The 21876-nt window shown below is 69.7% G+C and carries 24 protein-coding genes; 16 read left to right on the top strand and 8 right to left on the bottom strand.

What is annotated here, in order from left to right; all coding sequences use genetic code 11:
* The first annotated feature begins 34 nt into the window (after positions 1-34).
* Positions 35-1321: a M16 family metallopeptidase gene (locus tag ACXJKD_RS06125; RefSeq protein WP_457253579.1), complete on the top strand. Its 1287-nt coding sequence runs from the start codon at positions 35-37 to the stop codon at positions 1319-1321.
* On the top strand, positions 1318-2709 hold the full coding sequence (locus ACXJKD_RS06120; RefSeq protein ID WP_457253578.1) for a M16 family metallopeptidase: 1392 nt from the start codon (positions 1318-1320) through the stop codon (positions 2707-2709). The genes ACXJKD_RS06125 and ACXJKD_RS06120 overlap by 4 nt, the downstream gene beginning before the upstream one ends.
* A 42-nt stretch (positions 2710-2751) precedes the next feature.
* Here ACXJKD_RS06120 and hisN read toward each other — a convergent pair whose 3' ends face one another.
* A complete protein-coding gene (hisN, locus tag ACXJKD_RS06115) occupies positions 2752-3543 on the bottom strand; it encodes a histidinol-phosphatase (RefSeq protein ID WP_457253577.1) in 792 nt (263 codons plus the stop codon).
* A gap of 558 nt (positions 3544-4101) precedes the next feature.
* On the opposite strand from hisN, the gene ACXJKD_RS06110 reads away from it, so the two are divergent.
* The 5 genes from ACXJKD_RS06110 (at position 4102) to ACXJKD_RS06090 (ending at position 9709) form a co-directional block, all read left to right on the top strand.
* Positions 4102-5559 carry a peptide ABC transporter substrate-binding protein gene (locus ACXJKD_RS06110; RefSeq protein ID WP_457253576.1) on the top strand — a complete coding sequence of 486 codons (1458 nt, stop codon included), beginning with the start codon at positions 4102-4104 and terminating at the stop codon, positions 5557-5559.
* Between the two features lie 190 nt (positions 5560-5749).
* A complete protein-coding gene (locus ACXJKD_RS06105; protein WP_457253575.1) occupies positions 5750-6676 on the top strand; it encodes an ABC transporter permease in 927 nt (308 codons plus the stop codon).
* Positions 6669-7598 (top strand): ABC transporter permease, encoded by a 930-nt coding sequence (locus tag ACXJKD_RS06100; protein WP_457253574.1) that lies wholly within the window; start codon positions 6669-6671, stop codon positions 7596-7598. Before ACXJKD_RS06105 ends, ACXJKD_RS06100 begins: the two co-directional genes overlap by 8 nt.
* A gap of 37 nt (positions 7599-7635) precedes the next feature.
* On the top strand, positions 7636-8664 hold the full coding sequence (locus ACXJKD_RS06095) for an ABC transporter ATP-binding protein (RefSeq protein WP_457254166.1): 1029 nt from the start codon (positions 7636-7638) through the stop codon (positions 8662-8664).
* Entirely contained in the window at positions 8657-9709 is a 1053-nt protein-coding gene (locus ACXJKD_RS06090) for an ABC transporter ATP-binding protein (protein WP_457253573.1), read from the top strand. The genes ACXJKD_RS06095 and ACXJKD_RS06090 overlap by 8 nt, the downstream gene beginning before the upstream one ends.
* Before the next feature lie 64 nt (positions 9710-9773).
* Here ACXJKD_RS06090 and ACXJKD_RS06085 read toward each other — a convergent pair whose 3' ends face one another.
* Both ACXJKD_RS06085 and ACXJKD_RS06080 read right to left on the bottom strand, forming a co-directional pair.
* Positions 9774-10385: a hypothetical protein gene (locus ACXJKD_RS06085; RefSeq protein WP_457253572.1), complete on the bottom strand. Its 612-nt coding sequence runs from the start codon at positions 10383-10385 to the stop codon at positions 9774-9776.
* Positions 10382-10924: an RNA polymerase sigma factor gene (locus ACXJKD_RS06080; protein ID WP_457254165.1), complete on the bottom strand. Its 543-nt coding sequence runs from the start codon at positions 10922-10924 to the stop codon at positions 10382-10384. The genes ACXJKD_RS06085 and ACXJKD_RS06080 overlap by 4 nt, the downstream gene beginning before the upstream one ends.
* A 132-nt stretch (positions 10925-11056) precedes the next feature.
* Here ACXJKD_RS06080 and ACXJKD_RS06075 point away from each other — a divergent pair, with 132 nt between their 5' ends.
* The gene (locus ACXJKD_RS06075; RefSeq protein WP_457253571.1) at positions 11057-11593 is read left to right on the top strand and encodes a hypothetical protein; all 537 of its coding nucleotides are present in this window, start codon (positions 11057-11059) and stop codon (positions 11591-11593) included.
* On the top strand, positions 11593-12189 hold the full coding sequence (locus tag ACXJKD_RS06070) for a hypothetical protein (protein ID WP_457253570.1): 597 nt from the start codon (positions 11593-11595) through the stop codon (positions 12187-12189). Before ACXJKD_RS06075 ends, ACXJKD_RS06070 begins: the two co-directional genes overlap by 1 nt.
* Here the strand turns inward: ACXJKD_RS06070 and rsgA are convergent.
* From rsgA to ACXJKD_RS06055, 3 genes are read right to left on the bottom strand one after another with little or no spacing between them, the layout of a single operon-like run.
* Complete coding sequence (rsgA, locus tag ACXJKD_RS06065; RefSeq protein ID WP_457253569.1) at positions 12111-13163, bottom strand: ribosome small subunit-dependent GTPase A; 1053 nt, start codon at positions 13161-13163, stop codon at positions 12111-12113. The genes ACXJKD_RS06070 and rsgA overlap by 79 nt on opposite strands.
* The gene (gene aroA / locus ACXJKD_RS06060) at positions 13160-14488 is read right to left on the bottom strand and encodes a 3-phosphoshikimate 1-carboxyvinyltransferase (RefSeq protein ID WP_457253568.1); all 1329 of its coding nucleotides are present in this window, start codon (positions 14486-14488) and stop codon (positions 13160-13162) included. Before aroA ends, rsgA begins: the two co-directional genes overlap by 4 nt.
* Positions 14475-15014: a DoxX family protein gene (locus ACXJKD_RS06055; RefSeq protein ID WP_457253567.1), complete on the bottom strand. Its 540-nt coding sequence runs from the start codon at positions 15012-15014 to the stop codon at positions 14475-14477. Before ACXJKD_RS06055 ends, aroA begins: the two co-directional genes overlap by 14 nt.
* Before the next feature lie 103 nt (positions 15015-15117).
* Between ACXJKD_RS06055 and ACXJKD_RS06050 the strand changes: the two genes are divergently transcribed.
* Positions 15118-16014 carry an SOS response-associated peptidase gene (locus tag ACXJKD_RS06050; RefSeq protein WP_457253566.1) on the top strand — a complete coding sequence of 299 codons (897 nt, stop codon included), beginning with the start codon at positions 15118-15120 and terminating at the stop codon, positions 16012-16014.
* Positions 16011-16646 (top strand): alpha/beta hydrolase family protein, encoded by a 636-nt coding sequence (locus ACXJKD_RS06045; RefSeq protein WP_457253565.1) that lies wholly within the window; start codon positions 16011-16013, stop codon positions 16644-16646. The genes ACXJKD_RS06050 and ACXJKD_RS06045 overlap by 4 nt, the downstream gene beginning before the upstream one ends.
* Positions 16647-16672: 26 nt before the next feature.
* Here ACXJKD_RS06045 and ACXJKD_RS06040 read toward each other — a convergent pair whose 3' ends face one another.
* Positions 16673-17215 carry a ferritin gene (locus ACXJKD_RS06040; protein WP_457253563.1) on the bottom strand — a complete coding sequence of 181 codons (543 nt, stop codon included), beginning with the start codon at positions 17213-17215 and terminating at the stop codon, positions 16673-16675.
* Between the two features lie 227 nt (positions 17216-17442).
* Here ACXJKD_RS06040 and ACXJKD_RS06035 point away from each other — a divergent pair, with 227 nt between their 5' ends.
* Both ACXJKD_RS06035 and rsrA read left to right on the top strand, forming a co-directional pair.
* A complete protein-coding gene (locus ACXJKD_RS06035; protein ID WP_457253562.1) occupies positions 17443-18093 on the top strand; it encodes a sigma-70 family RNA polymerase sigma factor in 651 nt (216 codons plus the stop codon).
* Positions 18090-18371 carry a mycothiol system anti-sigma-R factor gene (rsrA, locus tag ACXJKD_RS06030; RefSeq protein WP_457253561.1) on the top strand — a complete coding sequence of 94 codons (282 nt, stop codon included), beginning with the start codon at positions 18090-18092 and terminating at the stop codon, positions 18369-18371. Before ACXJKD_RS06035 ends, rsrA begins: the two co-directional genes overlap by 4 nt.
* A 110-nt stretch (positions 18372-18481) precedes the next feature.
* Here the strand turns inward: rsrA and ACXJKD_RS06025 are convergent, their stop codons facing one another.
* The gene (locus tag ACXJKD_RS06025; protein WP_369791897.1) at positions 18482-18556 is read right to left on the bottom strand and encodes a 50S ribosomal protein bL37; all 75 of its coding nucleotides are present in this window, start codon (positions 18554-18556) and stop codon (positions 18482-18484) included.
* Between the two features lie 324 nt (positions 18557-18880).
* On the opposite strand from ACXJKD_RS06025, the gene ACXJKD_RS06020 reads away from it, so the two are divergent.
* The 3 genes from ACXJKD_RS06020 to ACXJKD_RS06010 are packed head-to-tail and all read left to right on the top strand — an operon-like array spanning position 18881 to position 21826.
* Positions 18881-19033: a hypothetical protein gene (locus ACXJKD_RS06020; RefSeq protein WP_457253560.1), complete on the top strand. Its 153-nt coding sequence runs from the start codon at positions 18881-18883 to the stop codon at positions 19031-19033.
* A 40-nt stretch (positions 19034-19073) separates the two neighbouring features.
* Positions 19074-20525: an HD-GYP domain-containing protein gene (locus ACXJKD_RS06015; protein ID WP_457253559.1), complete on the top strand. Its 1452-nt coding sequence runs from the start codon at positions 19074-19076 to the stop codon at positions 20523-20525.
* Positions 20525-21826: an HD-GYP domain-containing protein gene (locus tag ACXJKD_RS06010; RefSeq protein ID WP_457253558.1), complete on the top strand. Its 1302-nt coding sequence runs from the start codon at positions 20525-20527 to the stop codon at positions 21824-21826. Before ACXJKD_RS06015 ends, ACXJKD_RS06010 begins: the two co-directional genes overlap by 1 nt.
* Positions 21827-21876: the final 50 nt, after the last annotated feature.

Raw genomic sequence — 21876 nt, 5'->3', positions numbered from 1 at the left:
CGTGCTCGGCGTGTGACTCGCCTAGGGTGGCGCCATGCCGCTGGACTACCCCATCCACGAGAAGACGCTGGCCAACGGCCTACGGGTCGTCGTCTCGCCGGACGCCTCCGTGCCCACCGTCACCGTCAACATCTGGGTGAACGTCGGGTCGCGCCACGAGGTGTCAGGGCGGACCGGCTTCGCCCACCTGTTCGAGCACCTGATGTTCCAGGGGTCCCGACACATTGCCAGCGGTCAGCACTTCACCCGGTTGATGGCCGAGGGCGGGCGCCTCAACGCGACGACGTGGTTCGACCGCACCAACTACTTCGAGACCATCCCCAAGGGCGCCTACGAGCTGGCCCTCTGGATGGAGGCCGACCGGCACGGGCACCTGCTCGACGCGGTCACGCAGGAGAACCTCGACAACCAGCGTGACGTGGTCAAGGAGGAGAAGCGCCAGCGCTACGACAACGTCCCCTACGGCACCGCCCTGATCGAGGTGTATGCCGCGGTGTTCCCTGCCGGGCACCCGTACCACCACCCCACGATCGGGTCGATGGAAGACCTGGACGCGGCCAGCCTCACGGACGTGCACGACTTCTTCCGCCGCTACTACGGCCCCAACAACAGCGTGCTCACCCTGGTCGGCGACGTGACCCCGGAGGAGGGGTTCGCCGCGGCGGAGCGCTACTTCGGCCACCTGTCCCCATCGGCCGAGCCGGCCAGACCGGCAGTCCCACCGCTGGAGCCGCTCGCCGCGCCGGTGCGGGTGGACCGACCGGGACACGTCCCCAACGACCGCCTGCACATCGCCTTCCGGCTCCCGGTCGACAACACCCCTGAGTTCTTCGCGGCAGGGCTGGCCATCGACGCCCTCGGCGGTCTCTCGACGTCGCGACTGGTGCAGCGGCTGGTCCGGCGCGAGCAGGTCGCCAACTCCGTGCAGGCGCACGCAATGGGCTTCGTCGACGGTGTCTCGCTGGGGTTCCTCATGGTCGACGTGGCCGACGGCCACGACCCGGAAGCCGTCGAGGCAGCCGTGGTGGAGGAGCTGGAGCGGTTCGTCGTCGAGGGTCCCACCGAGGTCGAGATGGAGTCCGCGCTGGCGCAGTCCGAGCGCTCGTGGCTGTCCGCTCTGGCCGGGCAGGAGGAGCGGGCCGACCTGATCAGCCAGCACGTGCTGCTCCATGGCGACGGCCAGTTCGTCAACACGTTCCTCGACCGGATCGGCGAGGTCGGGCCGGACGACGTCCGTGCCGCCGCCGCCCGCTGGCTGCGGCCCGAGAGCAGGGCCGTCGTCCGACACCTGTCCGTCCGTGACGAGGAGGAGGTGGCATGAGCGACGTGACCGACGTCGTCGACCGCGCGGTCGACGACGGCACCCCGCCCGAACCCCCGGTGCAGGCCCCCGGCGCGTGGCAGTTCGCGACCCCGGCGCGGCACACGCTGTCCAACGGCATCGAGCTGCTGGCCTACGACATCCCGGGGCAGTACGTCATCTCGGTGCGCACGGTGCTGCCCTTCCCGTTGTCCGTCGAGCCCCGCGAGGTCGAGGGCGTCGCGAGCATCATGGCCCGGCTCCTGGATGAGGGGACGGCCGAGCACTCGCCCGAGGAGTTCGCAGAACTGTTGGAGCGCAAGGGAATTGCCCTCGGCGCCTCAGTCACCGACGGTGGGCTCGGGGTCGACCTCGACGTCCCGAAACGCCGTCTCGCCGAGGCCCTCGACCTGCTCCGCCAGGCGCTGGCCGAGCCGGTCTTCCCCGAGGCCGAGGTGGACCGCCACCGCAAGACCCGGCTCGCCCAGATCGAGCAGGAGCGTGCCCTCGCGCCGCAGCGCGCCGCGCAGGAGTTCATCGCGACCTTCTTCGACGGGGCCGACCGTGCCTCGCGACCCACGGCCGGCACCACCGCCAGCATCTCCGCCCTGACCCGCCAGCACATCGTCGACTTCCACGCCGTGCGGGTCGGCCCGACCGGCATGACCGCCGTGGTGGCCGGCGACCTCTCCGGCCTCGACGTCGTGGCCTTGGCCGAGGACACCCTCGGCAGCTGGCGCAACGCCGCCCACGTGCCGGCCCCGACCGCCACGGCCCCGCGGCGTGCCACTGACGCGGCGCGAGTCGTGCTCGTCGACCGACCCGGGTCGGTGCAGAGCGAGCTCCTCGTGGGCTGGGCGGGACCGGACCGGCACACGAGGACGGGCTGGGCGGCATACCCGGTCCTGGGCTTCATGGTCGGGGGCTCCCCGAACGCGCGCGTCGACGCGGTGCTGCGCGAGGAGAAGGGCTACACCTACGGGATCCGCTCGGCCTTCCGTCCCCGCCGGGTGGGCGGGCTGTTCCTGACGTCCGGCTCGGTGCGGGCCGACGCGACCGTGGAGTCGGTGCGCCTCCTGCTCGAGCTGCTGGCGTCAGGGCGCGAGGGGTTCAGCCCCGAGGAAGTGCGCGCCGGCGTCGACTTCATCAGCAAGACGGCTCCGGGCCGCTTCGCCACCGCCGACGCGGTCGCCGACGAGGCGGTGTTGATGGCCCTCGACGGCCTCACCACCGAGTTCACGACGCAGACCCTCGAGGCCATGCGCCGGCTCGACGGCGACCAGCTCACCGCGGCCTACCGCGAGTGGGTGCAGGGGGAGTGGACCATCGTCGTGGTCGGCGACGCGAGCTCGTATGCCGAGGACGTGCGTGCCCTTGGCGTCGGCGACGTGAGCATCGTCCCCGCCTGAGCGACGGCAGGTACCCAAGGTGCGGTCCGGCCCCGGCGTGCGTCAGGCGCGGGCGCCCGTACCCAGCCGGTCGAGCACCCGGTCGTGCAGGATGCCGTTGGTGGCGAGCGCGTTGCCGCCCCACGGGCCGTCCTTGCCGGCCAACGAGGTGAACCGACCGCCCGCCTCGGTGACGATGGGCACCAGGGCGGCCATGTCATAGACGGCGAGGTCCGGCTCGGCGGCGATGTCGACCGCGCCCTCGGCGACGAGCATGTAGGACCAGAAGTCACCGAACGCGCGGCTGCGCCAGCAGTCGTCGGTGAGCTGCAGGAACTCCTCGTGCCGGTCGACCTCGCGCCAGCCCTTGAGGCTGGAGTAGGAGAGGGACGCGTCCGCGATGTCGGACACGGCAGACACGTGGATCCGCTTCGCCGCCGCGAGGCTGCGCCCGGACCAGGCTCCTGAGCCGTTGGCGGCCCACCACCGTCGACCCAGGGCCGGGGCGGCCACCAGCCCGAGCACGGGCATGTCGTTGTCGACCAGCGAGATCAGGGTCGCCCAGGCAGGGACTCCGCGGACGAAGTTGTGGGTGCCGTCGATGGGGTCGATGACCCAGCGCCTCGGACCGTGGCCGGTGGTCTCGAACTCCTCGCCCTCGACGGCGTCGCGCGGGCGGGTCCGTTTGAGCTGCGACCGGACGAGCTCCTCGGCGGCCTTGTCCGCGTCACTGACGAGCGACAGGTCGGGCTTGGACTCGACGACGAGGTCGTGCGCCCGGAAGCGGGACATGGTGATCCGCTCGACCGCGTCGGCCAGGACATGGGCAAGGCGCAGGTCGTCGTCATAGGGCACCCGGCCACGCTAGCCCGTCGGGGCGCCACGACGGTGGACCCCGGCTTCCACGGCGGCGTCCGCGGGAGTGGACGGAGGGCGTTGCGCCTCCGTCAACCACCGTAGGGCATTCCAAACCAAACATCACCAAATAGGGACAAAAGGCACTCGCGCCGAAGATCTGCTCTCAAGTCGGCGGCAGGACGATCACGTTTTTGTCTCGGGTTGGCCCAGAGCGTCGCCTTTACTCCTTCCTTGCCCTTTCATGGGTGCCACAACACGAACGCCCTGTGCGTTACAGGGCTGCGCTCCAATCGGTGCACAGCCCGGACCGACCGCCCATCTGGGCGGCAGACCCTAAGTAGGAGGACGTCAATGCGAGGAACTACTCGCACGGTGGCCCTGGTTGCTGGTATCTCTTCCGTTGCGCTGCTTGCTGCAGCCTGCGGTGGCGGTAACGGCAGCGATGACACCAGCTCCAGCGCCGCTGGCAAGACCGGCGGGGCTGTCACGGTCCGCGGGTGCAACCCCCAGAACCCCCTTGTCCCGGGCAACACGAACGAGACCTGTGGTGGAAACGTGCTTGACGCCATCGCGGCCAAGCTCGTGCACTACAACCCGGAGACCGCTGCCCCCGAGAACGACATCGCGGACAAGATCGAGACGACGGACAACCAGAACTTCACCATCACCCTGAAGAAGGGCTACAAGTTCCAGGACGGCACCGAGGTCAAGGCGAAGAACTTCGTCGACGCCTGGAACTGGGTGGCTGCTGGCGAGAACGCCGCGCTGGGTAGCTACTTCTTCGACCCGATCGAGGGTTACGCCGAGACGCAGTGCACCGGCTCCGGTGACGACCCGTGTGCGGGTGCTGGCAAGGCCAAGACTAACAAGCTGTCCGGTCTCGCGGTGAAGGACGACTACACCTTCACCATCAAGACGAAGGAGAAGGTCTCGAACCTTCCCGTCCGCCTCGGCTACACCGCGTTCGCGCCGGTCCCGGACTCCTTCTTCAACGACCCCAAGGCCTTCGGTGAGAAGCCGATCGGTGCGGGTCCGTTCAAGTTCGACAGCTGGACCAAGAACACCGAGATCAAGATCAGCAAGTTCGCTGGCTACTCGGGCAAGTTCGCCGGCAAGCTGGACAGCATCACGTTCAAGATCTACCAGGACGACGACGCTGCCTACAACGACGTCATCGCCAACCAGCTCGACGTGATCGACACGATCCCGTCCTCGGCCCTGATCGACGACAAGTACAAGACCGACCTGCCGGACCGCAACCTGTCCAAGGCTGTCGGTGTCATCCAGGCGATCAACTTCCCGCCGGCCAAGACCGACCCGAACTACTCGGACGTCAAGCTGCGTCAGGCGATCTCCATGGCGATCGACCGTCCGACCATCGTGAAGCAGATCTTCAACGGCACGCGTGAGCCTGCCACTGGCTGGGTCTCCCCGGTCGTCGACGGCTACAAGGCCAACGCCTGTGGCGAGTCCTGTGTCTTCGACGCTGCCAAGGCCAAGGCCAAGCTCGACGAGGCCGGTGGCTTCAAGGGCGGCAAGATGACGATCTCCTACAACGCCGACGCTTCTCACAAGGCGTGGGTCGAGGCGACCTGCAACTCGATCAAGACCGCCCTCGGTGTCGACTGTGTCGCCACCCCGGTCGTCGACTTCGCCACGTTCCGTAGCCAGATCACGGACCGCAAGATGAAGGGTATGTTCCGCGCCGGATGGCAGATGGACTACCCGTCGATCGAGAACTTCCTCGCCCCGCTGTACGGCACGGGCGCGGGCTCGAACGACAGCGACTACAGCAGCGCCCAGTTCGACCAGCTGCTGAAGGAGGCTGCTGCTGCCAAGGACGGCGCTGCGGCCAACGCCAAGTACCAGGAGGCTGAAGGCGTTCTCGCGAGCGACATGGCTTCCATCCCCATGTGGTACTCGACCGCCCAGTTCGGATGGTCGAACAAGGTCACCGGCGTGAAGGTCACTGCGTTCGGCACGATCGACTTCTCCACCCTGGCGCTCAAGTAAGCCAACCCCCCGCCCCCCCCACGACCTGTCCGGGGTCAGTCGAGGGGTTACCCCCGCCTCCTGACACCCGCACCATCCAAACGACTATGTTGTGAGCAGCACACGGGCGTGCACGTCTCGCCCCACACGACTGGTCTCAGTCACGCCGGCGGGACTCACCCCTCCCCGCGGCGTCCAACAAGGAGGTGACGTGTACAAATACATCCTTCGCCGAATGCTCCAGATGGTCCCGGTGATCATCGGATCGACATTCATCATTTTCTGGATGGTCTTCTCCATGCCTGGCGACCCGACGGCCGGCATGTGTGGTGACCGACCCTGTGCGCCCGGGTTCGTGAAGCAGTTCCGTCTCGAGCACAACCTCGACGATCCCTTCCCGGTCCAGTACGCCAAGTACATGGGCAACGTGGTCACCGGCGACCTGGGCACCAACTTCCGCCAGATCAAGGTGTCCGACGAGCTCGGACAGCGCTACCCGATCACCGGCAAGCTCGCCCTCATGGCGATCGTCTTCGAGACGGTGATCGGCATCATCGCCGGCATCATGTCCGGCGTTCGCAAGGGCAAATTCATCGACAACCTCGTCCTCGTCAGCACCTTGTTCGTGATTTCGGTGCCCGTCTTCGTCATCGGCTTCCTCCTCCAGTTCTACGTAGGCGTGAAGTTGGGCCTCGCCCCCGTGACCTACCAGGCCGACCACCCGACGAGGTCGCTGATCATGCCGGCCTTCGTGCTGGGCAGTGCCTCGATCGCCTACGTCGCGCGCCTGACCCGCACCAACCTCGTGGAGAACCTCCGGGCCGACTACGTGCGCACCGCCGTGTCCAAGGGCCTGACGCGCGGACGCGCCATCGGCGTGCACGCCATGCGCAACTCGCTGGTGCCCGTCGTCACCTTCATCGGTGCTGACTTCGGAGGGCTGCTCGGTGGTGCCATCGTCACCGAGCGAATCTTCAACATCCCAGGCGTGGGAGGCTTCCTCTACCAGGGCATCCACAACCACGACGGCGTGTCCGTCGTCGGCACGGTCACCGTCCTCGTGCTGGTCTTCCTGCTCGTCAACCTTTTCGTCGACCTGTTGTACGGCGTGCTCGACCCGAGGATCAGCCATGACTGAGTCATCGACCATTGCCATTGGCGCCGAGACCGCCGCCCCGGCCGGAGGCCACGACGAGGCTCGGTCGCTGACCTCGGACGCCTGGAGGATCCTGAAGGGCAACCCAGTCTTCTGGGTGTCGGTCGGGCTCATCCTGCTGTTCGTCCTGATGGCAGCCGTGCCGCAGCTGTTCACCCATGTCGACCCCGACGCCGCCCTCCTGAAGGAGGCCCGGCAGAAGCCCAGCGGAAGCGCCTGGTTCGGCCGCGACATCCAGGGCTACGACATCTACTCGCGCACCGTCTACGGTGCCCGTGCCTCGATCCTGGTTGGCTTGTTCGCCACGTTGTTGACGACCTTGATCGGCGTTGCACTGGGCACCCTGGCCGGGTACTACGGCGGGTGGCTGGACGCCGTCGTGTCGCGCATCACCGACATCTTCTTCGCGATCCCGCTGCTGCTCGGCGGCATCCTGTTCATGTCCGTGAAGCCGAACAACCAGGACACCCCGTACCTCGTGGTGGTCGGCAAGGTCGTCATCGTCTTGGCGATCTTCGGTTGGCCGGGTATCGCCCGACTGATGCGGTCCAGCGTGATGCAGGTCAAGCCCAACGACTACGTCCAGGCAGCCAGGGCCCTCGGGGCGACGCCGTGGCGGATCATCCGCGCGCACGTGCTCCCCAACGCCATGGCGCCAGTCATCGTCGTATCCACGATCAACCTCGGTGTCTTCATCGCCGTCGAGGCAACCCTGAGCTTCCTCGGTATCGGGCTGACGCCTCCCGCGATCTCGTGGGGCGTGGCGATCTCTGACGCCCTCGTCGGGCTGCGGACCACTCCGCACATGCTGCTGTTCCCCAGCCTCTTCCTGAGCCTGGCGGTGCTGGCCTTCATCATGCTCGGTGACGCAGTCCGCGACGCCTTCGACCCGAAGTCGCGCTGAGGCGGGAGAAAGACGACACATGACAACCTCTGAAACCATGGCCCGCCAGTCGGCGAAGTCCTCCGGCCAGACCTACACGCCGAAGGACGGCCTCCTGCTCGAAGTGGACGACCTCCACGTCGAGTTCCACACCGCCGACGGCGTCGCCAAGGCGATCAACGGCGTCAACTTCGACCTCTACGAGGGCCAGACGCTGGCCATCCTCGGTGAGTCGGGGTCGGGCAAGTCCGTGACCGCGCAGGCGATCATGGGCATCCTCGACATGCCGCCTGCGGTCATCCCCAAGGGCCAGATCCGCTACTGCGGTCAGGACCTGCTGACCATGCCCGACGAGCAGCGGCGCAGGACCCGCGGCCCGGAGATCTCGATGGTCTTCCAGGACGCACTGTCGTCGCTCAACCCGGTGTTCCCGGTCGGGTGGCAGATCGCCGAGATGTTCCGCGTGCACCGCGGCATGAACAAGTCCGACTCGCTCGAGCGGGCCGTCAAGCTCATGCAGCGCGTGCAGATCCCGGCCGCCAAGGAGCGGGTGAAGGCCTACCCGCACCAGTTCTCCGGCGGCATGCGCCAGCGCATCATGATCGCGATGGCGATCGCGCTCGACCCGGCGGTGCTCATCGCCGACGAGCCGACCACCGCCCTGGACGTGACCGTCCAGGCGCAGATCATGGCCCTGCTGCAGGAGCTGCAGGAGGAGCGCCAGATGGGGCTCATCCTGATCACGCACGACCTCGGTGTCGTCGCCGACGTCGCCGACAAGATCGCGGTCATGTACGCCGGCCGGATCGTCGAGCGGGCGGACGTCTTCGACCTCTACCGGCAGCCCGGACACCCCTACACCAAGGGTCTGCTCGAGTCGATCCCGCGCCTCGACCAGAAGGGTCAGCAGCTCGCCGCCATCGGTGGCCTGCCGCCCAACCTCATGCGGATCCCCCCGGGCTGCGCCTTCAACCCGCGCTGCAAGTACGCCCAGGACGTGTGCCGTGAGGACCGCCCTGCCCTGCTCGAGGTCGCTCCCGGCCGCGAGAGCGCCTGCCACTTCGCCGAGGAGGTCCTCCATGGCTGAGGCCATTCTGACCGCGACCGACCTGGTCAAGTACTACCCCATCAAGGGCGGCGTGCTGCGCCGGACCGTGGGCAACGTCAAGGCCGTCGACGGCGTCAGCTTCGAGCTCCTCAAGGGCGAGACGCTGGGCATCGTCGGTGAGTCCGGGTGTGGCAAGTCCACGCTCGGCCGCCTCCTGATGCGCCTGGAGGAGCCCACCTCGGGCAGCGTGATCTTCGACGGCGTCGACATGTACGCCCAGCAGGGTCGTGCGATGCGTCGGCTCCGGCGCGACATCCAGATCGTGTTCCAGGACCCCTACACCTCGCTCAACCCTCGCAAGACGGTCGGCGACATCGTGGGGGAGCCCTTCGACATCCACCCCGACGTGGTGCCGAAGAAGGGTCGCCGCAAGGCCGTGCAGGACCTGCTCGACCTCGTGGGCCTCAACCCGGAGCACATCAACCGCTACCCCCACCAGTTCTCCGGTGGTCAGCGGCAGCGCATCGGCATCGCCCGTGGCATCGCGCTCAACCCCAAGGTGCTGATCTGCGACGAGCCGGTCTCCGCGCTCGACGTGTCGGTGCAGGCGCAGGTCGTCAACCTGATGGAGAAGCTGCAGGACGAGCTCGGCCTGTCCTACATCTTCATCGCCCACGACCTGTCCGTCGTCCGGCACATCTCGGACCGCGTGGGAGTGATGTACCTCGGCAAGATGGCAGAGCTGGGGGAGGAGGACGAGATCTACGGTCGTCCCACCCACCCCTACACCCAGGCGCTGCTGTCCGCCGTCCCGGTGCCGGACCCGACGCTGCGTGACAAGCGCGAGCAGATCGTCCTCAAGGGCGATGTGCCCTCGCCGGCGAACCCGCCGTCGGGGTGCCGGTTCCACACGCGGTGCTGGAAGGCGCAGGACAAGTGCAAGACCGACATCCCGCTGCTCGAGCAGCGCCCTGACGGCGTTGCCGAGCACCTGTCGGCCTGTCACTTCGCTTCTCCGCGCGAGATCATCGAGACGATCGACCTCACCGAGGTCGACCCGAAGGCGCAGACCGCAGGCGCCTGACCGCACGACCCCTCACGGTGCCGTCCTCCTTCACGGGAGGGCGGCACCGCGTCGTAGACGGGCCCTACTGCCGACCGGGCAGCCGGCGGTTCAGCGAGAAGATCCGCCCGAGCAACGGCATCAGGACGATGTTGAGACCGTGCAGGATCCCGATGATCAGGAGTATGCCGCCGAGTCGGCCCAGCTCGAAGGTCACCTGCTCAGCGGTGACCTTGCCCGAGATCGAGTTCTGCCAGTCCTTCTGGGGCGCGACGTGCACGCTGAAGAGGATGTACGCGGCGAAGATCAGGTAGTAGACGATGTCGGTGAGCACGATGTAGCTCTTGCCGGTGAGCGGGTTGTCGTGGAAGACGTCGGCGGCATACGCCCGCCCGAAGCGCTTGATGAACGGGCCGAGCCACAAGGCGATGGCAAGCAGGGCGAGGTTGGTACCCACCTCCAGGATCCACCAGGGCATGTGCAGTCCTTTCCCATCTTTCGGTGTGAGGGTCAGCACGGCTGCCGTCAGGGCAGCGGTCCCGACCAGCCAGAGGGCCCCGACCCGGGCCAGGCGGCGCCGTCGGGCCCGGTCGTCGTCGATCGAGGCGACTACGCGGGCGAAGAGGTCCGGCGACGGCTCGGCCCGGGTCCCTTCGCTCACGAGGGCTTCGTGCAGGCGTTCCTCGAGGGTGCTCATTGCCTCTCCTCCAGGGTGGTCGCGAGGGCACGCATGCCCCGCTGCAGGTGGGTCTTGACCGAGTTGGTGGAGATGCCAAGGGTCGTGGCGATCGCCTCGACCTGCAGGTCGAGGTAGTAGCGCAGGACGAGGCAGTCGCGTTGCCGGTGCGGCAGCTTGCGCAGTGCCTCGACGACTTCCGAGCGTGACTCCCGGGCGGCGGCGGTCTCCTCCGCGGAGGGCTCGTCGAGGACGGCCGGCGGTCGGTGGCGCAGCGAGACGAGACCGCGCCGGTTGTGGTCGCGGGCCAGGTTGATGACGATCGACCGCAGGTAGGCCGCAGCGCGCTCGGGATCACGGATCCGGTGGGCGCTGCGCGACAGGCGGATGAACGCCTCCTGCACGAGGTCCTCCGCGGCCGTGCGGTCCTCCACGAAGAACCTCGCGAGCGAGACGAGCCGTGGCGCCTCCGCGGCGAAGAGCGCGGCCACGAGGGCGTCGGCGGCAGGGACCGCCAACGCCTCACGTGTGCCACCGTCCACTACGCCCACAGACTCCATCACCTCAACAGACGAACGAGCAGAGCCGTTGGGTGACAACGAATTTCGGTGAATTCTCGTGTCACCCATCGCGTCGTGGTGTCGCGTCAGTGAGGTGTCAGCACCACGGCATCACAGGGCAAGGAGAGCATCATGGAACACATCCAGTCATCACCTCTTTGGCGGAGGACGGCCACCGCGGCGGCCTGCGCTGCGATCGTGGGCGTGGGCGCCGCAGTCGCCCCGGCTGTTGCGGGGGCGGCACTGAACTTCAACAGTGGGTTGCGGGACTTCGCCCCGACAGCGTCCGGACCGTTCGACGGGGCGTCAGCCAAGCTGACCCTGGTCGGCACGGACGCGACGCAGGCCGTGTTCGTCGTCCATGGCGTGGACCCCGCGGTGGCGGGCCGGACGTTCGGCGCCCACCTGCACCGCGGGCCCTGCGTGGCGGGAAACGGCGGGGCAGCCCTCGGCCACTACAACCACTCCGCGACGACACCCGCCACGGTGAACGACCAGACCGAGATCTGGCTCGACGTGACCATCAACGACGGTGGGAACGGGCAGAGCATGGCCCGGGTCGACTGGGCGCCGGCGGCCGGCCCGCGATCCGTGGTGATCCACGCCAACCCGACCGCAGCGGACGGGACCGCGGGGGCGAGGCTCGCGTGCCTGCCCGTGGAGTGGTGATGACAGGCTCCCGGCACGCGGTGCTCCGCGCCGCCCTCACCGGCCTCGGCCTGGGGGCGGCGTGGGGTGTGGTGGCCCGGGCCTGGATGCGCCTGGTGTCGACCGAGCCGGAGTTCAGCTGGTCCGGCACGTCGATGGTCATCGGCCTCAGCGGTGTCCTTGGGCTGCTGATCGGGCTCTCGTGGGTGGCGCGCCACGCCACCGGGCCTCGGCGGTGGTTCCGGCTGCTGTTCGTGCCCGGGCTCATCCTGTTCGCCGGACAGGGCGCGCCGCTGGCTCCCGGACTGCTCGTCGCCGGGCCGTTGCTGCGTCGTCCTGGCCTGCTGGCCCGCGCCGTGACGGTCCTGGCCATCGCCGGTCCCGGCGTGTTGCTGTGGTGGTCGGGGCGTCTCGACGAGGACACCATGTTGTCCGCGCCGATGCATGTCCAGCTCGGACTGCTGTTCGGGATGCCAGTGCTGTCAACGGCATTGGCGTTCGCCGGCCACTTGGTGCTGGGTCCGCTGGGGCGGCGGGTTCAGTCCGAGTCGCCCGACCGCGCGCGCAACAGGCGCCGAAGCGACTCCAGGCGTGAAGTGCCGGCCGGCCCCGCCTGACCGGATGCGACCCACGCGTCGAGGGCGCACTCCTCCTCGTCGTGGGTGCATCCGCGCGGGCACTCGGCCGTGCCGGGCTCCAGGTCGGGGAAGTGCTGGATGATCCGGGCGAGGTCCACGTGGGCCAGGCCGAAGGACCGCACGCCGGGGGTGTCGATCACCCAGCCGCTGCCGTCCGGGAGCCGCAGCGCGACCGCGGAGCTGGAGGTGTGGCGACCACGACCGGTGAAGTCGTTGACCACTCCGGTCGCCCGGCGGGCATCGGGGACCAGCCCGTTGACGAGGGTGGACTTGCCCACGCCGGAGTGGCCGATGAAGACGCTGACCCGGTCGACCAGCTGCTCCTGCAGTGCCTCGAGACCCTCGAAGCCGGTCTCACCGGTGGCGGTCACGATGTTGCGCACGTTGAGCGGGGCGTAGTTGGCGAGGAAGGCGTCGGCGTCGGCGAGGTCGGCCTTGGTGAGCACCAGCAGCGGGTCGAGCCCGGCGTCGTAGGCGGCCACGAGGCAGCGGTCGATCATGCGGGGACGCGGCTCGGGGTTGGCCAGTGCGGAGACGATGACGAGCTGGTCGGCGTTCGCGACGATGACGCGCTCGACCGGGTCGGTGTCATCAGCGGTGCGGCGAAGCACCGATCGCCGTGGGGTGAGGCGGACGACCCTGGCCAGGCCGTCGGGGTTGCCCGTGGTGTCGCCGACCAGCTCGACGTCGTCGCCGACGACGATGCCCTTGCGCCCCAGCTCTCGGGCCTTCATGGCGGTGACGATGCGCTCCGGCCAGGGCCTCCCGTCAGGGCGCTTGCCGCCGGCGCCCGCCGCGACCAGCACGGTGTAGCGACCACGGTCGACGCCGATGACGAACCCGGGCACGGCGTCCTCGTGGGCGGGGCGGTCCTTGGACCTCGGTCGGGACCCCCGACGGCTCGGCCGGATGCGGACGTCGCTCTCGTCGTAGTCCGACGCGCGTCGGCTCATCGTCGGTCACCACCGGGGTCCACCAGGCCGTGCCACAGGTCGACGAACTCGGGGAGGGTCTTGGCCACGGTGCCGGGGTCCTTCACGACGAGCCCGGGGGCGCGCAGCCCCAGGACGGCGCCGGCCATGACCATCCGGTGGTCGGCGTAGGTGTGGAACAACCCTCCGGTGAGGGCGCCGGGCACGATGCGCAGGCCGTCGTCGGTCTCGGTGACGGTCGTGCCGGCGGCGCCGAGCTCGCGCGAGAGGGCGGCCAGCCGGTCGGTCTCGTGTCCCCGGATGTGGGCGACCCCGCGGATCACGGTGGGGGAGTCGGCCAGCGCGGCCAGCGCAGCGACCACAGGGGTGAGCTCGCTGGCGTCGTGCAGGTCCACGTCGACCCCGCCGACCTCACCGTTCCCCGCCACGGTCAGCCCCTCGCGGGAGAGGGAGACGTCGGCCCCCATGGCGTCGAGGATGTCGCGGATCGCGTCGCCCGCCTGCGTGGTGTGCTGGGGCCAGCCGGGCACGGTGACGCGTCCGCCGGTCACGAGTGCGGCGGCGAGGAACGGCGCGGCATTGGACAGGTCGGGCTCGACCTGCACGTCGAGACCGTTGATCTCGGACGGCTCGACCCGCCAGGTGTTGGCGTCGCCGTCGTCCACGATGGCGCCCGCGTCGCGAAGGGTCTCGACCGTCATCTCGATGTGGGGCTCGGACGGGACCGGCTTGCCCACGTGGTGGATCGTCACGCCGTTGTCGTAGCGCGGAGCGGCCAGCAGCAGCGCGGAGATGAACTGGGACGACGAGGACGCGTCGAGCGTGACGGCACCACCCGGCATGCTCCCGGTGCCGTGGACGGTGAAGGGCAGCGTGCCGCGGCCCTCGTCCTCGACCGTCGCCCCGAGCACTCGCAGGGCGGCGAGCACCGGCCCCATCGGGCGCACTCGCGCCTGGACGTCGCCGTCGAAGGTGACCAGGCCGTCGGCCAGGGCGGCGACGGGTGGGAGGAAGCGCATCACGGTGCCGGCCAGCCCGCAGTCGACGTGCGCCCCGCGGTTGAGCGTCGCCGGCGTGACCACCCAGTCGGGGGCGAGGGCGCCGTGCCCGGTGGCGTCGTCGACACCCGCACCGAGGTCGCGCAGTGCCTGCGCCATGAGGAGCGTGTCGCGTGACCGCAGCGGCCGACGCAGCCGCGACGGGCTGTTGGCGAGCGCGGCGAGGACGAGGAAGCGGTTGGTCAGGGACTTGCTGCCCGGCAGGGCGACCTCGGCGTCGACGGGTCGGGTCGCGCGGGGCGTGGACCAGTCGCCCTGCGCGGCGTGCGATGGGTCAGGTGAGGGCATCGTGCGCCTGGGCGGCCGCCAGCTTGGCCTCGCGACGGGCGGCGTGCGCGGCGTGCTTCGCCTCGCGCCTGGCCCGCTTGGCGGTTCGCTTCGCGGAGTCGCCGGCGAGCCCGGCGCGGTAGGCAAGGCCGGGCTTGCCCTCGGTGTCGACGCTGGCGAGCAGGAGGCCACCGAGCAGCCCGAGGTTCTTGAGGAAGCCGATCCGCTGGGTGCGCTTCACGGCCGGGTCGGTCTCGGCCCAGAAGGGGTGGCCGACGTAGGTGGTCGGCACGAGCGCGCCGGCCAGGGCCAGGGCGGCGAGGCGCGGCACCCGACCGGTGGCGAGCAGCGCACCGCCCGCGACCATGGTGGCGCCGTTGGCCCGCACGAGGAGCTCGGGGTCGTTGGGCAGGCCCAGAGGAGCGAGCTGCTCGGCGAAGGGGGCCACCTTCGGCTTGAGGGCCGAGGGGTGCCGGAGCTGCTCGAGGCCCTGGACGACGAAGATCGCTGCGAGCAGCGGCCGGGCCACGCGGCGGACGAGGGTCATGTTCACTCCTGGTGATGCCTTGGGGGGTGCGGTCGGTCGGTTCGCACGTCGCCTCCCTGTCTACCGTATTGGCAGGTCAGCGTCGCTGCGTACCCTGTCCACCATGTGCGGCCGATACGCAGCGACAGCAAACCCCGACGAGCTGGTCGAGGAGTTCGAGGTGGAGCAGGACCGCACCTCGGAGCCGGCCCGCAGCATCCTCAAGAACCCTCAGTCGCCGCCGGCCGGCACGCCCGACTACAACCTCGCCCCGAGCAAGCAGGCGCCCGTCGTCCTGGCCCGCGCTCCCCGCGACACCGCGGAGGAGTATGCCGGTGAGCCGGCTCCCGTGCGCCAGCTGCGGTTGCTGACGTGGGGGCTGGTCCCCAGCTGGGCCAAGGACGTCAAGATCGGGATGCGGATGATCAACGCCCGGGCCGAGTCGGTCCTGGAGAAGGGCTCGTTCGCCAAGGCCGCGGCGTCGCGCCGGTGCCTGGTGCCGGCCCAGGGCTGGTACGAGTGGCAGAAGTCCCCGGTCAGCACGGACGCGAAGGGCAACCCGCGCAAGCAGCCGTTCTACCTGCACCGGGCCGACGGCGACATCGTGGCGTTCGCCGGTCTCTACGAGTTCTGGCGGGACCGCGAGATCGCGGACCAGGACGACCCCGAGGCCTGGCTGACGACCTTCACGATCATCACCACCGACGCCGAGCCGGGCCTGGACCGGATCCACGACCGGCAGCCGCTCGTCCTCGAGCGGGGCGACTGGGCCACCTGGCTCGACCCCGCTGTCACCGACCCGGCCGTCGTGGGCCGGCTGCTCGCCTTCGCGTCGCCGGGACGCTTCGAGGCGCACCCCGTCGGGACGGCGGTCTCGTCCAACCGCAGCAACGGCCCCCAGCTCATCGAGCCGGCCGGCCCCGACGAGCTCGACGGCGTCGTCGACCCCATGACCGGCGAGATCATCGGCGGCCACGCTGCCGGTGCCGCCGACTCGACCGGAGGGCCCAACCCCGCATGAGCACCACCCGAGTCGTCGACGTCGAGACGCCGCTGGGACCGGCGCGCGTCCACCTGGCCCGACCGCCCCGGGCGCACGGCTCGGTCGTCCTCACCCACGGCGCGGGCGGCAGCATCCGCGCCGGCGACGTGACCGCTGTCGCCACCGGGCTGGTCGAGGCCGGGTGGGCCGTGGCCCTGGTCGAGCAGGCCTGGGTCGTCGCCGGGCGCAAGCTGCCGCCACCCGCCGCGACGCAGGACCCCGCGTGGCTGCCGGTCGTCGCGCACCTGGCCCGGGGGCGCGGCGCCCTCCCCAGGCCGCTGGTCGTGGGCGGCAAGAGCAACGGGGCGCGGGTCGCCTTCCGCACCGCCCACGAGGTGGCCGCCGATGCGGCGCTCGCGCTGGCCTTCCCGCTCCACCCGCCGGGCAAGCCCGAGCTCTCGCGGGCGGAGGAGCTGCGCGCACCCGTGCCACACGGCATACCGCTGCACGTGGTGCAGGGCGAGTCCGACGCGTTCGGCACGCCTGCCGAGGTGCGCGCCGAGCTGCCGGACCCGTCGTGGGTGACCGTGGTCAAGGGCGGTCACGGTTTCACCAGGAAGCCGGACGACCTGGTGGCCGCGGCCGTCGCCTTCGTGCGCTCGCTCGCCTGAGGCCCGGCCGGGTCGCGGTCCTGCGGCTAGAGCGCGCCGCCGGCGGCGGCCGGCGCCGAGGCGTCGTTGCCGCTGTCGCCCACGGCCTCACGGGCGAGGTGGTCCTCGATCTGGAACCAGTCCTCACCGGCTCGCTGCGCGATGGTCAGCAGGGTGTTCATCGCCGCCACTTCCTCGACCTGCTCCTTGAGGAACCACAGCATGAACTGCTCACCCAGGACGTCGCCCTCGGTGCGGGCCGCGCGGAACAGCGCCTCGATCTGGGTGGTCACCGACTTCTCCTGCTCCAGCGCGAGGGCGATCGGCTCGTGGGGCTTGCCGAACTCGTTGCGCACCTCGTCGACGCCGGGGACGGTCAGCGCCCAGTCACGGTCCAGCATGTACTGGACCATCATCATGGCGTGGTTCCGCTCCTCGACGCTCTGGAGGTAGAAGTGCGTCGCCAGGCGCGGGAGGTCGTGCCCGTCGAACCACACCGCGATGGCGATGTACTGCTGGCTGGCGGTGAACTCGTGGCGGACCTGGTCCGTGAGCAGCTGGACGAAGGTGGGTTCCGGAGCGCGCGACATACCGGAAACCGTAGCGCCTGGGAATGACGGCGAGAGGCGCCCCGTTGGACCAAGGGACCGGCCGCGAGGCGGTCGAAACCCACCGATGCACCACCAGGAGCCAGTTCGTGCCCGTCATGACCGCACCGCCCGTCCGCGGCACCGCGCTCACCGCGCCTGTCGGACTGGGCCTGTCCGCCACGACCGAGAAGCCTGTCGACGCCACCGCGGGACTAGGCTGGAGGGCAATGACTGAGACACCCGCCACCGACACCATCATCGACGAGGCCACCCCTGACGCCACGGTCGACGTGTCCAGCGAGACCCCCGCCGAGCGCCAAGGGCGCTTCGAGCGCGAGGCGATGCCGCTGCTCGACCAGCTCTACTCCGCGGCGCTGCGCACCACGCGCAACCCGGCGGATGCCGAGGACCTGCTCCAGGAGACCTACACCAAGGCCTTCGCGGCGTTCCACCAGTACCGCCCCGGCACGAACTTCAAGGCGTGGATGTACCGCATCCTCACCAACACCTACATCAACACCTACCGCAAGAAGCAGCGCGAGCCGCTGCAGTCCGATGCCGCGGAGATCGAGGACTACCAGCTCGCCCGTGCGGAGTCGCACAGCTCGAGCGGCCTGCGGTCGGCCGAGATGGAGGCGTTGGACCACCTGCCCGACACCCAGGTGAAGCGGGCGCTCCAGGAGCTGCCGGAGGACTTCCGGATGGCGGTCTACCTCGCCGATGTCGAGGGCTTCGCCTACAAGGAGATCGCCGAGATCATGGACACCCCCATCGGCACCGTCATGTCGCGGTTGCACCGCGGCCGGCGCCAGCTGAGGGAGCTGTTGACGGAGTATGCCGCCGAGCGCGGCTTCGTGACCCAGGGAGCGGACTCATGAGCTGCGGAGAAATGGGACCGGGAGAGGCTGCGGGCTCGGACTGCTCCGAGGTGCTGCACCGGGTCTACGAGTACCTCGACGGCGAGATGACGCACGCCGACACGGTCAAGATCAAGCACCACCTCGAGGAGTGCGGGCCCTGCCTGCAGGAGTACGACCTCGACCAGGCGCTCAAGGCGCTGGTCAAGCGGTCGTGCGCGTGCGAGGAGGCCCCGGTGGCGCTGCGCACGTCGATCATGGCCCGGATCACCACCATCACGTACCAGATCTCCGAGTAGCCAGCGGGGCGCTCCGGACCCCACGAGGGGACGACGGGGCCGCCGACGCCAGACGGGGCGGTCGAATCCAGTGGATTCGACCGCCCCGTCTCGTGCGTCGTGGCGCTGGCTCAGGCGTTGGGCTTGCGGCCGTGGTTGGCCGCGTTGCCCTTGCGCGAGCGGCGCTTGCGGGCGCGCTTGCTCATGGGAGTCACTCCGTCAGTGGTGGTGAGGCGCGATGTGCACCAGGTGCACGGCGATTGTCTCACAGCCTCGAGGTGCCATCGTCCGCCAGAGCCGAAATCGGGATCTCTGCGGGCAAACACGGACCAAAGGGCCCAAGCATGCCGGGAAAAGGTGCGACGCCTTGTTCAAGGTTTGGCAAAGAACGGGCAAGGAAAGTCCCAAGGATACAGGTTGACCGGCATCATAGTCCTGTCCGCGCACCGCACCCCTGGCGGCTCGGGACAATTGATGGTCTGAAGTAACCGAACGGACGAGTCGGGCATCAGACAGAAGGAGCATCTGCCATGAAGGCGATCACCACCCTCTTCGAGTCCATCCTCACCAAGGACGACTCGCTCGTCTGGACTCCGGCTGACGGTCCCACCAAGGCGATGCCGGACGCGGGCTGGCACTGGGACGGCGTCGAGGCGAACCGCGGTTGGCACTGGGACGGCTGAGCCTCGCTCCACCGGCCCCTCCGGCCGGTAAGTTGACGGCATGAGCCCTTCGCCGTCGAGCCCTTCCGAGGGCTCCGGCACGAGTGCGCTCCGAGTTACCCTGTTCATCGCTTTTGTGTGTGCCCTTGCCCTGGCGGCCGGCGCCCTGGCATGGCTGGTGGCTGGCCCGCCGACCAATGTCCCCGCCGTGGCCCTCCTCCTGCTCGTCGCGGTGGCCGGCTGGGTCGGTCGCGACAACCCGGTCGGGACGCGAATCCGGATCTCCTTCGTCAGCATCGTCGTCCTCGCCTCCATCGTCATCACCGGCCCCGTCGGGGCCGCGCTGGTGGGTGGAGGGGCCAACCTCGTGGGTTTCCGCAAGGTGCCCCGCCGGGCCCGGGTGTTCAACACCGGCATGTTCGCCTTCATCGGCGCCGTCGGGGGGCTGGTCTACCTGACCGTCGGCGGCCAGGCCGAGATCGCGTCCCTGCACGCCCCCGCCCTGCTGCTGGAGGTCGGTCTGCCCCTCGTGGCGGCGGACGTCGCCCAGTGCCTCGTCAACGCCCTGCTGCTCGCGGGCATCCAGAACATCGTCAGCGCCATCCCGCTGCGCACGCAGGTCTGGGCGCTGCTGGCCACCACGGGGCCCGCCTACATCGGTTACGGCGTCATCGGCTTCCTCTTCGTCGTGCTCTGGATCCCCGCGGAGGTGGGCTGGTTCAGCTCGGTCCTCGTGCTCGCCCCGCTGTTCGTGGCGCGGTGGGCGTTTGCGCAGTACGGCGACGAGCTGCAGGCGCACGAGCGCACGCTGCGGGCCCTCGTCACCGCCGTCGAGACGAAGGAACCGCACAATGCCGGCCACAGCGAGCGGGTCGCCCAGCTGAGCGAGTGGATGGCCGGGGCCATGATGCTGGGCCACAAGGAGATCGAGGACATCCGCACCGCAGGGATGCTCCACGACGTCGGCAAGGTGGCCATGCCCACCCGACTGCTCGGGTCGCGGCAGGCCCACACCGACGACGACCACGTCACCATGGCCGGGCACGCGCTCGCCGGTGTCGAGCTGGTCAAGGACGTCGACTTCCTCTCCGGGTCGGTGGACGGGATCGCCCACCACCACGAGCGCTTCGACGGGCGGGGCTACCCCGACGGGCTCAGCGGCGACTCGATCCCCCTGGCCGCCCGCATCATCGCCGTGGCGGACGCGTTCGAGTGCCTGACCTCCGCGCGTTCCTACCGGCCCGCGCTGCCCCCTGAGGAGGCCTTGGACGTCGTCCGCGGACAGGCTGGCACCCAGTTCGACCCCCAGGTCGTCGAGCTGCTGGTCAAGGCGCTGTCGCGGCACGAGTGGGCCGTGACGGACCGCACCCCCGACGAGCTGGCCTCGGCAGGTGTGGCCCTCGACCACGACGAGCCGGAGGTGTCCGACCACATCGCCTTCTCCGACCGGTTGCGCACGAGGATCACCGGCCGCGCGGCCGGGCTGCACCACGCGAGCGGCGAGGTGCGCTGATGCGCGAGCGGCTGCGTCGCATCGACCTGCGGGGCGCCATCGGGCTCCTCTGCGGCGCCTGCATCGTGGTCTCGCTGTGGCTGTCGCTGGGCTCGGTCGGCGAGCTGGCCGGCGGGGTCGGGCTGGAGATGCTGATCTTCCTCGTGGCGATCGCCCTGGGCGAGACCGCGCGGCTCACCATCCTGACCGGCCGCGAGACGGCTCCCATGTCGACGGCAGCTGCGCTGGGCCTCTCGCTCACGCCCCTGACGGAGGCCGGTGACCCGCCGGTCGATGCCGCCGTCGTCGTGGCGACCATCTCGCTGGGCATGCTGGCCGGCTTGCTGATCCTGCGGCTCGTCACCGGTTCGGGACACTGGGGCGGCACGGCGGCACGCCTGCTCGCCGCTGCCAGCGCGGCGGTGCTCTACCGCTCGGTCGACTTCAGCGGTCACACCCTCATCGCCCTGCAGGACAGCTGGCACGAGCATCGCTGGCTCGTCGCGATCGTCATGCTCCTGGTCGGCAGCGTGGCGATGGTCGTCGAGCTCGCGCTCGAGGCGGCGGTGCGGGCCGGGCGCGACCACGCGCCCCTGCTGCGGTCGGTGGTCGACGAGGTCCGGTCCAGCGGCGGCCTGGCCACCGCGTTGGTCGCGTCGGGAGCGTTGATCGCCCTGGCCGAGGTCGCCGTCGGCGTGGCCGCCCTGCCGCTCTTCCTCTTCCCGCTGCTGCTGACCTACTTCGCCGTCCAGCGCTACGCCTCGATCCGCACCACGTACCGGCAGACCATCGGGGCGCTCTCCTCGCTGACCGACCGGGCCGGCTACACGCGCACGTCGCACGCCCAGCGCGTCGCCGACATGTCCGTGGCCGTCGGCCGTGACATGGGCATGGGCCAGCGCGACCTCACCGACCTGGAGTATGCCGCGCTGCTGCACGACCTCGGCCAGGTGGCCCTGAGGGCCCCCATCCCCGAGGGGGCCACCGTGATGGCGGCTCCCGCCGATCAGCAGCGGATCGCCCATGACGGCGCTGAGATCGTCCGCACCACCGGGGTGCTCGACAACGTCGCGGCGATCCTGGAGGCCCAGACGACCCCCTACCGACAGGTCCGGGAGTTTGGTCAGGAGCTGCCGATGTCCAGCCGCATCATCAAGGTCGCGAACGCCTACGACGACCTGTGTGCACCCAATGGCAACGACGACCGGGCGATGGAGCGGATCCACCTCGGGCTGGGCTACGAGTACGACCCCCGCGTGGTCGACTCGCTCACCCGGGTGCTCGAACGCCGTCGGGGTCGCACGCCGATGTCGGCCGGCTGACGCGACCGAGGCTGCACGGCATACCTCGCCGTCGCCTGGTGGACCGCACG

Source organism: Pedococcus sp. P5_B7 (genome assembly GCF_054049895.1).
The sequence above is the reverse complement of the archived record's forward strand: the minus strand, read 5'-3'. Positions and strand labels throughout refer to the sequence as shown.